The following is a 16,636-nucleotide window of genomic DNA, read 5'->3' on the forward strand; positions in this document are numbered from 1 at the left end:
TTTATTCTACAATGGATAAAAGCAATTTATTACGTTATAAAGGATACATTAAAACACCTTCTTTATTTCTTTCTCAAGGGAGTCTTAATTTAAATCCCATTGAACTCAGTTCAGAATTTGAGTCCTTACCAAAAGATGTTAATTTTAAAAATCAGCGATTAGGAAAACTTGTTGAAGAATTTGTTTTTTACCAACTAAAGCTGCAATCTAACGTAAAATGGCTGGTTGAAAATATACAAATTCAAAAAGAACGTACTACTATTGGTGAGTTGGATGCGCTCTACCTCTTAAATAATAAACCTATTCATCTTGAAGTGGTCTACAAATTCTATTTATACGATAGTCTTAAGTCGTATAACAACCCACTCTCCTATTGGATTGGTCCCAACCGTAAAGACACCCTTTGCTATAAAATAGATAAGCTTAAAAACAAACAATTCCCATTACTGTTTAAGAGCGACACTAAGCAGCAACTAGAGCCTTATAATATTGATATGACAACAATATCTCAGTCACTCTGTTTTAAAGCACAATTGTTTTTGCCATGTAATGAAACTAATATTCAATTTGGGAGTTTAAATCAAAATTGTGTTTCAGGTGTTTATATTTCGTATCTTAATTTGTTTAAGTTTAAAACGTTAAAGTTTTATAAACCTCAAAAATTAGATTGGTTAGTTGTACCACATAATGATATCGATTGGCGAGATTATGATAGTGCAATTATGGATATTGAAAAAGAAATTGAAGTAAAGCGTTCTCCTCTCGTTTGGATAAAACATAGTGATACCAAAATTGTAAAATGCTTTGTAACCTTCTGGTAAATATGAAAGAACATCGTTATTTGAAAATATACAAACCTTACGGCTATTTAAGTCAATTTGTGAACCATCAGAATAAACGGAAATCTAAAAAATTATTAGGAGCGTTTTGTGATGCCGCAGAAGGTATTATGGCTGTAGGACGTTTAGATGAAAAATCTGAAGGCTTACTATTATTAACAACAGATGGAAAGTTTAGTAACTACATTACAAGTAGCGCCATTGAAAAGGAGTACCACGTTATGGTTGATGGTATTATCACACCAGAGATTATCACCAAACTATCAAATGGAGTAGAAATTTCTGTAAATGGATCGTTGTATAAAACAAAGTCTTGCAAAGCAGAAATTTTAGAAGACACGTCACATATAGTAGAACGTTTTGTTCGTGATGAACGACATGGTATTACAACATGGCTATCCATTACTATTACCGAAGGAAAATTTAGACAAGTCCGAAAAATGACTGCAAAAGTAGGATTACCAACATTGCGATTAGTCAGGGTGAGGATTGGCGAATATCGTTTAGATAAAATGAAACCTGCTGAGGTCTTACCTATTAGTTATTAGAAGCATCGGCAGTAGTTGCTTCAGCTGTTTTTTCTGTGATAATTACTTTTTCGTTCTGAAATACAATAGTAGCTTTTACTCCTGTCAGTAGATTCCATTCTTTTGAGGAAATAACGTTACCTTTATCATCATATACCACAAATTCTGCGGTATTAGGACCAGATTCTCCTTGGTTTAAAGCAATAATATCTACTATATTTTTTCCTTCAGCCAAATTCACTTCTACCCTTCTATAACTGCCTGTAAGTAATAAATTATTTTTGACAACTGTACCGTTTACCAAAATTTGAACACGGTCTCCATCGGGATATTGATGATCTCTACAGACTATATTTACAAATTTGGTGTCTACATTGTGCTCTCCTAAAAATTGATCGGACATGGTTCTTACGATGCCACCTTTTACAGCTTCCGTTTTCCAACGTTTTTCAAAAATTTCACCAGGACTTTTTAAGCCGTCATTTTCAATCATAGAAAATGGTTTTTCGGTTTCTCTGATTATAAATTTTTCTTCACTTTTCTCAGTGTTACCACTAGAATTTTCATCTTCTTTCTTAAGAATCGGCGCCACCTTAACTTTAACCAAAGCAGAGTCTTTTTTCTTCTTAGACTCTACAGCCGGAATACGGATAGATTTCGTCTCCTTGTCCTTAATAACTTGAGAAAACATCATTGAACTACAAAAGATGCAGAGTAAAAATGCTATGATATGACTCGTTTTCACTATAATATTATGGGCTTAAAGTATTTTATTATTAAAGTTACAAAAACCGTACCTATTTCAAATTAAAGATATAAAAATGAAAATCATTACAAAAAAAAGTTAAAACTTGCCATTAAAGCTAATCCTTAACTTTCTATTATACTCTTCAAATAGCCAATCTTTATAATTTTGAGTACTGTTCATTATACAATAGCAATACTGTTTTATTCTAAAGGCAATTTCATCTTGAAGAGCTTTAGTCAACTCTCTGGCATCATAAACATCTTCACTGTTTTCAATACACATTTTGGAATGCTGCTCAATAGAGCGCTCTATTACAGTAAACGATTTTTTACCTTCACTAATGACATTTTTATATTCTGCTTTTACATCAAAATCTACAGTATAAGACTTTTTAAATTTTACTTTTAAAGTCTCTGGCATGGTGTAAACAAAATCGCGCTCTAATAAATCATCATCAACAATATTATCTAAATAATAATCTGGATGTTTAAAGATATGCTGCCAATCTACTGGTTGATCCCAAGGTCCAAAACGAGCTTCGTTATTTCCTAAATCAATGACCTGAAAGGTGTTTCTGTCCTTGTAAATTCGACTACCACGACCTATCATTTGAAAATATAAGGTTAATGACCTCGTGGCTCTGTTTAAAATAATGGATTCTACAGAGGGTTCATCAAAACCGGTAGTTAAAATACTTACAGATGATAACACCGCATCTGGTGTATTTTTAAACCATTTTAAAATTTCTTTTCGGTCTTGTTTTGAAGCTGTATTATCTAAATGTCTAACGTTATAGCCCGCTTTTTTAAAGGTATGATATACCTCTTTAGAGGTATATATTCCATTATTAAAAATTAGGGTTTTCTTTCCTTTAGCCATTTCCTCGTAAGCCGTTAGAAGCTTAGATTGCATTAAACTATTAGTATATAAAGCTTCCGAAGATTTTACGGTATAGTCACCGTTAATTCCTATTTTTAAGGATGTTAAGCCCACGTCGTAATGAGAAACTTCAGCCTTAGCCAAAAATCCATTTTTAATTAATGTAGAAATATCATCACCGACAATTAACTTATTATAATTGTCTTTCATAGGTAGTTTTATATTACTACTTAAAGGTGTGGCTGTGACGCCAAGAATAAAACAATCTTCAAAAAACTTAAATAACTTTCTAAATGAGTTATAGTGTGCTTCGTCAATAATAACCAGTCCTACATTTTTTAATTGAAAATCATTGTCCGATAAGCGGTTGTTTAAAGTTTCCACCATGGCAACAAAGCACTGGTATTCATCTTGGTCTGGTAAGGTTTTTACTTTGCTATTTATTACTTTATTCTGAACATTAAAACCAGATAATACATTAGACGTTTGCTTGCAAAGCTCAATACGATGCGTCAAGATTACAACCTTTTTCTTGTGTTGTTTTACATAACGTCTTACAATTTCAGAAAAGATAACTGTTTTACCACCACCTGTTGGTAGTTGATACAACAGATTAAAATCATCAGATTCATCTCGCATCACATCAAAAATGCGGTTCAGGTCTCGAATCTGATAATCATAGAGACTTTTCTCAGTAGCATTTTGTTGAATTGTTTCGGTTTCTGATGACATATATTGGTTTTGCACTTTATTAATTTCGCAAAAATAGCACATTGTAAAGGTATATGGAATGATTTGTTAACAAGATTTAAAAAGATTGGTACTGTTATTGTTATTAGGATATTATTAACATTTAAATCTATATTATTATGAAATCATTTAGAAGACATGCTGCATCGGTCAATGCAGGATCTATGGCAGACATTGCATTTTTATTACTTATTTTCTTTTTAGTAACAACCACTATTTCGGCGGACAAAGGTATTTTGAGAAAACTACCTCCTGTTTGTGATACACCAAACTGCACAGCGGATATTCCTGAACGGAACTTATTACAAATTTCTATGAACGACAATCAGGAGATTATGATTGAAGCTAACACTGTAAAATTAGAAGAGGTTAAAGATATTGTTGAAGCCTTTATTGATAATAATGGTAGTAATAATTGTGATTTTTGTGAGGGTGAACAATTAAGTAACTCATCTGATCATCCTAAAAAAGCCGTCATCTCATTAAGTCATAATACATTAACCAAATATGATTTATTTATTGCAGTACAAGATGAAATTACAAGCGCTTATTACGATCTAAGAATGCGCTATGCAAAGCAAGTCTACAATAAAACCCCAGATCAGTTAACGAAAGAGGAACTTATTGCTGTACAAAAAGCTTATCCGTTTATAGTTTCGGAAATCATGGTAAAACGTTCTAATTAGTTATTGTGTCTCTAGGTGGAATGCAGTATTCAATAACAACGTTCTTTTTGCCCCATTGTTTTGCTCTTTTAATATCGTTATCCATATAAATATCAATGCGATTGTAATACCGTCGATTCATCTTATCTTTAACAATATATAAACTATCAAAGCCTTCAATTTTAACTTGAGTATTATATACTAATCCAGAATCTAATAAATCTCGAGATACAGCGAGATAGCGCATTCCTGGTTTTAAGCTATCACCAAATGCCGTAATATTAGGGTTAGAATTTGTCTGATATACTAAAGAATTGTACGCTGTTGCCGTAACTTTAAAAGTTTTTAATTGGCAGTACTCTTCTACTCTATCGTTACAATTGTAAAGACTAAAATAACAAAACACCATAAGTAAGTAGTTTATTTTCATATATATAATGAAATATGTTAAAAGGTGTTAAATTATTAATATGTTATACATAGTACTGTAACAAAACAAAAGTTTCATCGTCTACTAAGTATAACCAATTAAATATTAGAAATTATGAGAACCTTAAACAGCAATCAATTATCGAGTACATCTACTGAAACAAAAAGTTTTACATGGAACCAAAGAAGACGTTATAGATTATAATATAACATTTCATCAATCAATCAATCAATCAATCAATCAATCAATTACATCACTTATTATGAAAGTCTTATCAAAAATCGTCAACACATCTAACAGTTTAGATGATGACCTCAAAACCATTAGATTATAAGATTAAATGTATTTTAACTTTAGTCTAATAAAAAAGTCAGTTTCCGATTAAAGAAACTGACTTTTTTTATAAGTAGATAGTTAAGACTTATTTTTTAATAACCTTTTTAATTATTGAACTTGAAGTTGTAGATAATTTTACAAAATAAATTCCTGTTACAAAGGGTGTCATATTTAAACGATGAGAGTTATTAGGCTCTAAGCTACCTTTACTTACCTGTTGTCCTAAAGTATTAAACACCTCGTATTTAACGTCTTCATTAATATAAGTTAATTCAATATTTAAATTATCTGTAACAGGATTAGGATATAAGTTAATTGAACTTTCTAAATTAAATTCATTAACACTTAAAGGGTCTTGCACATTAAATGTCACTGATTCGGAAGTCGTAAACTCACCACCTACAATAATTATATTTTCATTTTCATCTTCTAATGTATAAGTACCATTACCAAAAAATCCACAGCAGATTCCATCACCTTGAGAGTCGGAAATTGTAAATGTATAACATTCATCAAAACTAGGTATGTTTATAATTTCTTCATATGATTGTGCATTGTCATAGGTATTAACGGGTTGACTGCTTACTACAGTTCCAGCACTATTTGTAAGAGTCCAAGAGGTTTCGCTGCCATAATTATCTGTTAAAAGATTTAAGACTAATGAAGAAGTTGTATATGACTGTAACACTTCAAAAGTAAAACCATATGAGTCATTAGCAGTGTTTTGGTCTTGTCCGCCATTTGGATTAGAAACGTTAATAATAAATGAATGATTTCCAGGGCCTAAATTAGAGTATGTTGGCGTTGCAACGACAACACTTTCTCCATTTAATAAGTTACCTGTCCAACTTATAGACGTGCTTGTCTCTTCATCTAAACTATAAGAGATGTCTGCAGAAGTTAAAGGTAAATTTCCTGAGTTTAATAGTGTTACTAAAGGTGTAAAATCTTCACTACAAAGTTCAGTAGTATTATCGGCTCCAACATTTGCTCTTGCGTCAATATCATAGGTTTCAAATGGAGTATAGGGATCTAAAACTTCAATACCAGAATTAGTAGGGTCTAACCAATCCTTCAGTCGTGTTGCAGCCGTAGATCCGTAATCCCACGCCACGCCAAAACGTCCATAAATATCGTAACCACCATTATCCACAGTGCCAGAACATGCTGCAGTACCCGCAGAAAGCATACCTATTAAATGACCTGTTTCATTAAACAATCCTGATCCCGAAGAACCTCCTTCCGTTACACCTAATTCCCAATCATCTATTAGCCACATCTGAGCTGTAGAATTACCATTAAAATCCGTTGTAAATCTAACTGCACCTTCATCATTTCGAGAGACTTTCTGGATATCTCCACTTGGATGATGAAAGCCAAAACTTATAGCTGGTACATCTGTTGTTGAATTGTTCCAACCAGCCCAAATTAAATCGTAATTATTTTCAAAGAAACTAGAATCCGTAATTTCTACTAATTCCATATCAGATTTTGAGCTGTTAGCTCTTACAGTTGCACCACTTACGGTTTGGTTATATGTACCATCTGTACTATTTGCTATTGTGCCGCAAGATGGGTTTGGACTTCTCCAGTTAAACCTAAATGCCCATGTACCTTCTCCTCCAGCACAATGATTAGCTGTTAACATATAAGGTTTACCATCATTATTTGTGTTATTAATTAATGTTCCTGAACACCAATCAGTTCCACTTCTTAATATTAAAGCTCCTGAAGTTTTAATATTATCTTTCACGGCGTTTAAACCGTAAGGGTCTGGTGAAGGAGTAATATCGCAATCTACATCGTAATTACAATTCCCGGATTCACCTAAGGACTTTTCGTAAGTCTCAACTGTACGATATCCATGTACTACAGAGCCAACAGTAATTTTAGCTTCACCAACAACATTGGCAGGTTGGTAATATTCGATGTAAGCAGAATCCCCTTCTACCAACCACGTTCCTAAAACTTCCTCAGCATTGTTATTGTGATAAGTAAAAGGTCTTAATAAATCGGTTTTATCATCATTATAGACATACAATTTTGCACCTTCAGGAATTTTGAATACATCGAACATAAAGTTTAATGATTGTGCACCGTTAGATGTATAAGCCATTCTCCAGATACGATCTCCGTTCTCTAAAGTTGTCCATTCACCAACCTCATTAAAGTTGTGGTCTACATAAATATCATGACCAAATCTCCAAGGAATAGACTTGTCTTGATCATTAATAAGATCTTCTTCTTGCAATTTTTTTAAATCGAAAGACGGAAGTTTAAAAGGAATCACATCAGAGATGTTAGCTTTACTCCAACTTGGTGGTTTTAGATCTTCAGGTATTTGTTGAGCAAAAGAGAAGGTGAAAGTTAATGCCAACACCAATAGTAATTTAATTTTCATATCTTAATTTTAGGGTATTAATTAATTTTAAAATAGCTATATCTACTCAAATAAAGCCAATTATGGATTGAGTTTAAAATTTAATATACTTAAACTTAATTTTTATCTACGTAACATTAATATTAATCTACCAAAATGATATTAAACTAATAAGTTAATAGCTGTTTTAAAGCAGACTCAAAACGCCCTTTTGCTAAATACTGATCCTCTAACTGACCAATAAAAGGAATTGGAGTTTCTAAACTTGCTACACGTTTTACAGGCGCATCTAAGTATTCAAAACAATCTTCCATTAGCATAGCAGATAAGTCACTTGCAATACCACCAAATAAAGAATCCTCTTGAAGAATAATAGCACGTCCTGTCTTCTTAACAGAATTAACGATTGTGTCTTTATCCAATGGTTGTAGAGTTCTTAAATCAATTAAATCTGCCGAGATATTAGTGTTCTTATCTAGAGTTTCTAAAGCCCAATGCACGCCTGCTCCATAGGTTATAATAGTGACTGCCTCTCCTTCTTGTAAAACAGCAGCTTGCCCAAATGGGATAGTAAAATAATTTGTTGGTACATCTTGACGTGTGCTTCTATATAAAGCCTTATGTTCAAAAAACAATACAGGATTAGGGTCATTAATGGCTGTAGCTAATAAACCTTTTGCATCATAAGGAAATGCAGGATACACCACTTTTAATCCTGGGGTTTTAGTAAACCACGCTTCATTAGTTTGCGAATGAAATGGGCCTGCAGCAACTCCACCGCCACAAGGCATTCTTACTACAACATCTGCTTCCTGTTGCCATCTATAATGCGATTTTGCTAAATAATTAACCACAGGATTAAATCCGGATGTTACAAAATCTGCAAATTGCATTTCCACTACCGACTTAATACCCGAAATAGATAGTCCCATGGCAGTTTCAACTATGGCAGATTCACAAATCGGTGTATTTCTCACACGCTCTTTTCCAAAGGCTTCTACAAAACCATCTGTAATTTTAAAAACTCCACCATATTCCGCTATGTCTTGTCCCATAATCACTAGGTCATTATGCTTTTGCATGGACTGTTTTAAACTTTCGGATATAGCGTCTATAAACCTTAACTCCTTAGTGTTTTGGCTTGGTGTAAAATCCTTATATTCAAATGATTTATATACATCATTTAATTCTACACTTTCATTTGCTGTAATTGCTGGCTCAGCATAAGCACTACTTAATGCGGTCTCTATTTCAGATTTAATTTCATTTATATAAGTCTCATCTATCTGAGCGGTAAGTATCTTTTTACTAAACAAAAAACTTCTGTAGTTTTCTATCGGATCTTTAGCTTCCCACTCGTCCATTAGGTCTTGAGGAACATATTTTGTTCCACTCGCTTCTTCATGCCCTCTACGTCTAAAAGTTTTAAATTCAATTAAAATTGGACGCGGACGTTTCCGTATACTTTCTGCTAATTTTTGAACCTTTGTGTAGGTTTCAATAATATTGTTTCCGTCTAAAATAAATGATTCAATACCGTAACCTTTACCTCTATCTGCGATATGTTTACAGTTATATTGTTCATTTGTAGGAGTAGAAAGACCGTAACCATTATTTTCTACACAAAATATAACTGGTAAACTCCAAACCGAGGCAACGTTTAAAGCCTCATGAAAATCCCCTTCACTTGTACCTCCTTCTCCCGAGAAAACAGCCGTAACATTACCATTCTTTTTTAATAAATTGGCTAAAGCGATTCCATCTGCAACTCCTAATTGTGGTCCTAAATGAGATATCATCCCCACAATATTATAGTCTTGAGTACCAAAATGAAACGAGCGATCTCTCCCTTTTGTAAATCCACTGGCTTTACCTTGCCATTGACAAAATAAACGATGTAACGGAATGTCTCTTGTAGTAAACACGCCAAGGTTTCTATGCATCGGTAAAATATATTCGCTAGGCTCTAAAGCCATTGTAACACCTACAGAAATGGCTTCTTGTCCAATTCCTGAAAACCATTTTGAAATTTTTCCCTGACGTAAAAGAATGAGCATTTTCTCTTCAATTAGTCGTGGTTTTAACATGTTATAGTAAAGTTTTAATAACGTTTGGTCATTTAAACTTCGTTTATCGTAAGCAATGTTACTTTTAGTTATAGTTGGCATGTAATGTTGTTTCTGAGATATTTATAGTGTATTCATATAACGTTTTCTGTTTATTTTAAGCAACGCTATAAACGACTTCTTTTTTACTTGTGGTAAAGGTATCAATATTTCAAAAGTAAATAAAATTGCTTCAATATTCTCTGTTGCACTTCAAATTGTCAATAATTCCTACTTATATTTTTAGCACTATTATTGTTACATTTGTATATTGACAAAAATTTAATAACAAATCCCATGGATAGAATACCTAGTGTAGATTTAAAGGATTTTATATCTGATGATCCAAAACGCAAAGAAAAATTTATAAATGATATAGGAAAAGCTTATGAGGACATAGGTTTTGTAGCTTTAAAAGGACACTTTTTAGATGATGAGTTGGTAGATAGTTTATATGATGAAGTTAAAAACTTTTTCGACCTACCTTTAGAAGTTAAAGAAAGTTACGAGATTCCTGGTATTGGTGGACAACGTGGTTATGTATCTTTTGGAAAAGAAAGCGCCAAAGGAAAAAAAGAAGGTGATTTAAAAGAATTTTGGCACTTTGGACAATATGTTGAAGACGATGAAGAACGTCGAAAAGAATATCCGGAAAATGTTGAAGTAAAAGAATTAGAGGATTTTAATAAAGTAGGTAAACAAACTTACCAAATGCTCGAAAAAACTGCTAAATATGTATTAAGAGCATTAGCATTGTACTTAAATTTAGAAGAAACGTATTTTGATAATTACATTCATAATGGTAACTCTATCTTAAGACCAATTCACTATCCTCCAATTACCGAAGAACCTAAAAACGCCGTTAGAGCAGCTGCTCATGGAGACATTAATCTTATTACTTTATTAATGGGAGCTCAAGGTAGAGGCTTGCAAGTGCAACGTCATGATGGCGAATGGATTGATGCGATTGCAGAACCAGACGAATTAATGATTAATGTTGGTGACATGTTATCGAGACACTCTAATAATAAATTAAAATCTACAATTCATCGCGTTATTAATCCTCCAAGAGAACTTTGGGGTACCTCTCGCTACTCTATTCCGTTTTTTATGCATCCTATTAGCGAAATGAAACTAGATGTGTTAGAGAGTTGTATTGATGAAGATAACCCAAAGCAATTTGAAGATATCACAGCAGGAGAGTTCTTAAACGAACGCTTAATTGAACTTGGACTTATTAAAAAATAGTACTTAGTAGTCGGTCTTAGTCGCAGTTGCTCAACCCAACTTATTGACTGAAGCCGATAACTAAGACTGTAAACGGAACCTATGGATTTACAAGATCAGTTAAAAAACCTTTTCCCAGACCATACGCCAGAACCCGCAGATCATTCTGAAGATTCAAAGAATGATTTATGGCTACAAGACGATCCTATAATTTGCAAATACGAAAAGCGAAAAGGAAAACCAATTACAATTCTTGAAGGCTATACAGGCGCGACTGAAGATTTCAAAAAATTAGCTAAAGAACTAAAAACAAAACTTAGTGTCGGTGGCAGTTTTAAGGATGATAAAATCATTATCCAAGGAGATTACAGAGATAAAATTATGACCATGCTTAAAGAAAAAGGATTTAATGTAAAACGCGTAGGTGGTTAATTGGTATGGTAAAGAATGGCTTACATATTACCAATGGTAATAATCTCACGGACTATTTAAGAGATTTAGATTTTAAAGAAGATATTTTAACGTGGCAAGAGATGCTCTGCGAAGGGCCTACAATTCCTGCGATTAATTCTAGGGCGTTTTTAAATCTTCGTACAGAGTTTTTAAAAACACATTACGACATTGAAGTTAATACAAGAGAAATTCTTTCAGAATTATCTAAATTAAATGAAATTGATAAATACACTGAAATAAATCTATGGTTTGAGTACGATTTGTTTTGTCATATCAACCTTTTAGGTGTTATAAATTTATTACATCAAAAAGAGATAAAAAAGCCACTTTATCTTATATGTAGTGGACGTGTAGAAGGCGAAAAACGCCTAAAAGCTTTAAGTGAACTCAATCCTGACCAATTAAAATCGCATTATAAAGAACGTGTTTTACTAACCAAAGAAGATATTGATTTAGCTATTGCTTTATGGAGAACTTATTGTGGTAGAGATCATAATATCTTAAAACCTTATATTGTTAAAAAATCTAATTTTAAATATTTAAGTAATTGTTTAAGAGCGCACTTAGAACGGTTTCCTTTTCAGAAAAGCGGTCTTAGTGTCATCGAAGCCAATATTTTAACAATAGTAAAAGATAATTTCATTAAGTCTAAAAACCACCTTTTGGGTTATAGTCTTAATTATCAAGGTTATTATGGGTTTGGTGACCTGCAAGTTGCACGAATTATAGATAAATTAGATCTCTTTTTTACAGAAGATGACAGCGGAATTACACTCAATAGAAAAGGTCATGAAGCCTTATTAAAACAGCATAATTTTGTTAAAGACATAAATAACGACATGGTTTATGGTGGAGTTAAACGTTTAGAGTTTCAATTCAACATAAAACAGAATAAACTTATAAAAACCATAATTTAATGGCTATAAAAAATTCAGAACTCATTTTAAATCCGGATGGTAGTGTATACCATCTCAATTTAAAGCCCGAAAATATTTCAGACACTATCATTTTTGTTGGTGATCAAGATCGTGTAGAGAAAATAACTAAGCACTTTGATAGTGTAGAATTTAGTACTCAAAAACGAGAATTTAAAACACAAACTGGCTACTACCAAGATAAACGACTTACGGTTATTTCCACAGGTATAGGTCCTGATAATATTGATATTGTCTTAAATGAACTTGATGCTTTAGTTAATATTAATCTAGAAACCAGAGAGCTTAAAAAAGAACTTTCTAGTCTTAATATTGTTAGAATAGGGACTTCGGGATCTTTACAAAACGATATACCTGTAGATGCCTTTTTAATTAGTACACATGCCTTAGATATTAATGGGATGTTACACTTTTATCAAATTAACGGCATTAGTAATCCTGAAATTGAAGATGAATTTATAAAGCATACGGACTGGGATAAAAATAAAGCCAGACCCATAATTATTAATAACAGTAAGTATTTAGAAAAGTATTTTGAAGGGGAGGATATACATAAAGGCATGACAGGTACTGCAGGTGGTTTTTATGGACCTCAAGGACGTGTATTGCGCTTGCCCTTGCAAGATCCGGAGCTTAATACTAAATTAGACAACTTTAGTTACAAGGACTATAGAATTACCAATTTTGAAATGGAAACATCAGTGATTTATGGACTTTCAAAATTGTTAGGTCACGAGGCTCTATCCTTAAACGCTATCATTGCCAATAGAGCAAACGGTGATTTTAGCAAAGATCCTAAAAAGGTGGTAGATCAATTAATTTTATATGCTTTAGAGCGTATCGTAAATATCTAATAAGCATAAAATAACTTTCTGTTTTATAGGAAGAATTACAGAATTTAGTAAAACACAGAATGAAAAAAGTAAATATAGGAGGTGTTCCTGAACACTTTAACTTAGCGTGGTACCTCACACTTAAAAACGGTGAATATAAAGATGAAAACATCAATTTAAGGTGGCACGATTATTATGGTGGCACAGGCGCTATGACTAAAGCTTTACGTTCTGGAGAGATTGATATGGCTGTGATATTAACCGAAGGAATTGTTAAAGATATCATTGAAGGAAATCCGTCTAAAATCGTTCAAACTTTTGTAGAAACCCCTTTAATTTGGGGCATACATGTCGCAGCCGATTCTAAATTTAAAACTGTTAAAGATATCAAAGGTAGTAGAGCTGCCATAAGTAGATATGGCTCTGGCTCTCATCTTATGGCTTATATCAATGCTAAAAACAACAATTGGGACTTAGAAAAAGACTTGAATTTTGAAGTTATCAAAAACTTAGATGGCGCCATTAAAGGTCTAACAGAGGGAGATGCTGATTATTTTATGTGGGAGAAATTTACCACTAAGCCCATTGTAGACGAAGGTGTCTTTAGACGAATTGATAATTGTCCTTCGCCTTGGCCGTGTTTTGTAATTGCAGTAAGACAAGATTTTATTGATCAGAATGCAACGGAGCTTAAAACTATCTTAGATATTATTAACGGAACAACTTCAGAGTTTAAATCTATTCCAAGTATAGATAAAACGATTGCTAATCGTTACGAACAAGAGCTAGATGATGTACAAGAATGGTTATCGTTAACAGAATGGTCGCAAACTATTATGGATAAGAAAACTTTAGATAATGTACAAAATCAACTTTTTGACCTAAATATTATTGAGAAGAAGGTAGCATATTCCGATTTAATTCATAAGATTTAAGTTTGTAGCCATAGTAACCATTGGATATTGAGCGCAAATCATTTTAACAATTTCATATTTTTAAAACCATCATATTTAGACAGATAATTATTTAAAGTTAAAGTGTTTTGGATTATAATTTCCAATATTTCAAAAATTTAGTTACATTTGTTTACCTCTGCATCAGTATTATTGATAACCCAAATAGATAAATATGATTGTAAACATTATTCTAATTTTATCATGCTTAGTTGCTATTAATTTTTTATTATTAATATTTAGTTGCAATAAAACCACTAAGAAAGTTTCAAATAAAGTGGCTCAACCTGTAAAAGCTAATATTAAGCCAGCTCAAACAATTAAATCTAAAAAATCACCTACTCTAGTGTCCAATCAATTACAGTCTTCTCGTCAACTTGCGCCAACTGGTAGTTAGTTTTACTGAAATGCTTATTTCCAAACCAATACCCTCTATTTGCACTTAATGGAGAAGGATGACCGCTCTCAAGAACGATATGTTTTTTAGTATCAATTAATTTCTTTTTCTTTTTAGCATAGCCTCCCCAAAGTAGAAACACAACATTTGTTTTTTCTGTACTAATGGTTTTAATAACCGCATCTGTAAATTGCTCCCAACCTTTCTTTTGATGACTTCCAGCTTTATGCGCTCTAACCGTTAAAGTGGCATTTAACAACAAAACTCCTTGATCTGCCCATGGTATTAAATTACCACTTATAGGGTAAGCAACACCAAGATCTTGTTTTAGTTCTTTAAATATATTAACTAACGACGGAGGATGTTTTATACCATCGTTTACGGAAAAACTTAAACCATTAGCCTGACCAATATCATGATAAGGATCCTGACCTAAAATAACGACCTTTAAGTTATTAAAATGACAATGATTAAAAGCATTAAAAATATCTGATGCCTTAGGAAAACACTGATAATGGCTATACTCTTCTTTGACAAAGGCTGCTAAAGCTTTGAAATAAGGTTTTTCAAACTCGGTTTCGAGATAAATTTTCCAGCTTTCATTTATATTTACATTCATAGACGCTTAATCAAATTAGATTCTTAATAAGGTTTAAATTTGCAACAAACTATTTAGAATGAAACATCTAAAATTTCCCTCTGCACAAACAATTTTATTTATCATAGCAGGTTTAGTTACGCTTTTAACTTGGCTAATTCCGGCAGGTAAATACGATACGTTAAGCTACAATACTAAAACAGACAAATTTACACGATTAAGTCTAGATAAAGAAATTGAGCTACCTGCTTCACAAGCTACACTCGAAGATTTAAATATTAAAATTCCCTTAGGTAAATTTACTAACGGTGATATATACAAGCCTATTAACATCCCTGGAACATATAGCGAATTAGAAGCCCAACCACAAGGTTTTCTTGAGTTTGTAAAATCGCCAGTTAAAGGTATCATTGAAGCTGCAGACATTATTTTCTTAGTTTTAATTATCGGTGGTTTAATAGGTATTCTTAACAAATCTGGAGCTTTTGATGCAGCTATTGGTCAACTTGTAAACCTATTAAAAGGGAGGGAATCCTTACTTATTGTGTTGGTAACAACCTTAGTTGCTTTAGGTGGAACTACCTTCGGTTTTGCCGAAGAAACAATTGCGTTTTTTCCTATTTTGATTCCTGTGTTTTTAGCGGCAAAATACGATGCCATAGTTGGTGTAGCTTGTATTTTCTTAGGTTCTGCCATTGGTACCATGTGTTCTACAATAAATCCTTTTTCTACCATTATTGCTAGTGATTCAGCTGGTATTAATTGGACGACTGGTCTTTATGGGCGTATATTTATGTTGCTCTTATGTCTAACGATTACTATACTTTATATCCTTAATTATGCGAAACGCGTAAAAAATGATCCTTCAAAATCTATAATATATCATCAAAAAGAAGAAATAGAAGCCTTATTCGCTTTAAAAAATAGTACCAATATTAAATTTAATTGGAGACTAAAATTAGCCTTGTTCGTTTTTACAAGTTGCTTTATACTAATGATAATTGGTGTATCCGTTTTAGATTGGTGGTTTATAGAAATGACAACGGTCTTCTTGGTCGGCTCTATACTTATTGGGTTTATTATTAAAATGAGTGAAACCGAATTCATTGAAACCTTTGTAAAAGGTGCAAGTGACCTATTGGGAGTTGCATTGATTATTGGGATTGCCAGAGGAGTCACCGTACTTATGACCGACGGATTAATCAGTGATACCTTATTATTTTACGCCAGTGATTTAACCACAGGCATGTCTAAAGGCATTTTCACTAGCGTATTGACAATGATTTATGCCGGATTATCATTTTTTATTCCAAGCTCTTCCGGAATGGCTGTTTTAACCATGCCTATAATGGCACCTTTAGCAGATACTGTGGGAATTGGACGCGAAATAGTAGTAAACACGTATCAATACGGTTTAGGGCTCTTTTACCTTATCAATCCTACTGGCTTAATATTAGCATCGCTAGCGGTAGCTAAAATCAATTTTAGTAAATGGCTAAAATTTATAATGCCTTTATTTATAATATTAACCTTAGTAATTTTAATCGTTTTAGCACTATCTTCATACGTATAGTATATTAT

General features: G+C 32.7%; 15 protein-coding genes. 9 read left to right on the plus strand and 6 right to left on the minus strand.

Annotation, left to right across the window (positions count from 1 at the left end; translation table 11 throughout):
- Nucleotides 1-11 precede the first annotated feature (11 nt).
- Together C8N41_RS14365 and C8N41_RS14370 are read left to right on the plus strand one after the other, a co-directional pair.
- The gene (locus C8N41_RS14365) at nucleotides 12-821 is read left to right on the plus strand and encodes a DUF1853 family protein (protein WP_115839770.1); all 810 of its coding nucleotides are present in this window, start codon (nucleotides 12-14) and stop codon (nucleotides 819-821) included.
- Between the two features lie 2 nt (nucleotides 822-823).
- Nucleotides 824-1,387, plus strand: a complete 564-nt coding sequence (locus C8N41_RS14370; RefSeq protein WP_092447615.1) for a pseudouridine synthase — start codon at nucleotides 824-826, stop codon at nucleotides 1,385-1,387.
- On the opposite strand, the gene C8N41_RS14375 is transcribed toward C8N41_RS14370, so the two are convergent.
- Both C8N41_RS14375 and C8N41_RS14380 read right to left on the minus strand, forming a co-directional pair.
- A complete protein-coding gene (locus tag C8N41_RS14375; protein ID WP_092447614.1) occupies nucleotides 1,377-2,060 on the minus strand; it encodes a hypothetical protein in 684 nt (227 codons plus the stop codon). The two genes, C8N41_RS14370 and C8N41_RS14375, sit on opposite strands and share 11 nt — an antisense overlap.
- Nucleotides 2,061-2,210: 150 nt before the next feature.
- Complete coding sequence (locus C8N41_RS14380) at nucleotides 2,211-3,725, minus strand: DEAD/DEAH box helicase (protein ID WP_115839772.1); 1,515 nt, start codon at nucleotides 3,723-3,725, stop codon at nucleotides 2,211-2,213.
- Between the two features lie 137 nt (nucleotides 3,726-3,862).
- Between C8N41_RS14380 and C8N41_RS14385 the strand changes: the two genes are divergently transcribed.
- Entirely contained in the window at nucleotides 3,863-4,429 is a 567-nt protein-coding gene (locus C8N41_RS14385; RefSeq protein WP_115839773.1) for an ExbD/TolR family protein, read from the plus strand.
- Here C8N41_RS14385 and C8N41_RS14390 read toward each other — a convergent pair.
- The 3 genes from C8N41_RS14390 to C8N41_RS14400 all read right to left on the minus strand — a co-directional run bounded on the left by C8N41_RS14390 (nucleotide 4,422) and on the right by C8N41_RS14400 (nucleotide 9,722).
- The gene (locus C8N41_RS14390) at nucleotides 4,422-4,838 is read right to left on the minus strand and encodes a 3D domain-containing protein (protein WP_092447611.1); all 417 of its coding nucleotides are present in this window, start codon (nucleotides 4,836-4,838) and stop codon (nucleotides 4,422-4,424) included. The two genes, C8N41_RS14385 and C8N41_RS14390, sit on opposite strands and share 8 nt — an antisense overlap.
- 421 nt (nucleotides 4,839-5,259) lie before the next feature.
- On the minus strand, nucleotides 5,260-7,575 hold the full coding sequence (locus tag C8N41_RS14395; RefSeq protein ID WP_115839774.1) for a T9SS type A sorting domain-containing protein: 2,316 nt from the start codon (nucleotides 7,573-7,575) through the stop codon (nucleotides 5,260-5,262).
- Between the two features lie 146 nt (nucleotides 7,576-7,721).
- Complete coding sequence (locus tag C8N41_RS14400) at nucleotides 7,722-9,722, minus strand: alpha-ketoacid dehydrogenase subunit alpha/beta (protein ID WP_115839775.1); 2,001 nt, start codon at nucleotides 9,720-9,722, stop codon at nucleotides 7,722-7,724.
- Nucleotides 9,723-9,956: 234 nt separating this feature from the next.
- On the opposite strand from C8N41_RS14400, the gene C8N41_RS14405 reads away from it, so the two are divergent.
- The 5 genes from C8N41_RS14405 to C8N41_RS14425 all read left to right on the plus strand — a co-directional run bounded on the left by C8N41_RS14405 (nucleotide 9,957) and on the right by C8N41_RS14425 (nucleotide 14,042).
- Nucleotides 9,957-10,907 carry an isopenicillin N synthase family dioxygenase gene (locus C8N41_RS14405; protein ID WP_092447608.1) on the plus strand — a complete coding sequence of 317 codons (951 nt, stop codon included), beginning with the start codon at nucleotides 9,957-9,959 and terminating at the stop codon, nucleotides 10,905-10,907.
- Nucleotides 10,908-10,988: 81 nt separating this feature from the next.
- The gene (locus C8N41_RS14410) at nucleotides 10,989-11,318 is read left to right on the plus strand and encodes a translation initiation factor (RefSeq protein WP_092447607.1); all 330 of its coding nucleotides are present in this window, start codon (nucleotides 10,989-10,991) and stop codon (nucleotides 11,316-11,318) included.
- Nucleotides 11,319-11,323: 5 nt separating this feature from the next.
- Entirely contained in the window at nucleotides 11,324-12,256 is a 933-nt protein-coding gene (locus tag C8N41_RS14415; RefSeq protein WP_115839776.1) for a DUF1835 domain-containing protein, read from the plus strand.
- Nucleotides 12,256-13,128 carry a nucleoside phosphorylase gene (locus C8N41_RS14420; protein WP_115839777.1) on the plus strand — a complete coding sequence of 291 codons (873 nt, stop codon included), beginning with the start codon at nucleotides 12,256-12,258 and terminating at the stop codon, nucleotides 13,126-13,128. Before C8N41_RS14415 ends, C8N41_RS14420 begins: the two co-directional genes overlap by 1 nt.
- A 59-nt stretch (nucleotides 13,129-13,187) precedes the next feature.
- Nucleotides 13,188-14,042: a substrate-binding domain-containing protein gene (locus C8N41_RS14425; RefSeq protein WP_115839778.1), complete on the plus strand. Its 855-nt coding sequence runs from the start codon at nucleotides 13,188-13,190 to the stop codon at nucleotides 14,040-14,042.
- 356 nt (nucleotides 14,043-14,398) lie between these two features.
- Here C8N41_RS14425 and C8N41_RS14430 read toward each other — a convergent pair whose 3' ends face one another.
- Nucleotides 14,399-15,076, minus strand: a complete 678-nt coding sequence (locus C8N41_RS14430; protein WP_115839779.1) for a uracil-DNA glycosylase — start codon at nucleotides 15,074-15,076, stop codon at nucleotides 14,399-14,401.
- Between the two features lie 58 nt (nucleotides 15,077-15,134).
- On the opposite strand from C8N41_RS14430, the gene C8N41_RS14435 reads away from it, so the two are divergent.
- Nucleotides 15,135-16,628, plus strand: a complete 1,494-nt coding sequence (locus C8N41_RS14435; protein WP_115839780.1) for a YfcC family protein — start codon at nucleotides 15,135-15,137, stop codon at nucleotides 16,626-16,628.
- Nucleotides 16,629-16,636 lie beyond the last annotated feature (8 nt).

Source organism: Winogradskyella sediminis (assembly GCF_003387355.1).
Lineage (GTDB): Bacteria > Bacteroidota > Bacteroidia > Flavobacteriales > Flavobacteriaceae > Winogradskyella > Winogradskyella sediminis.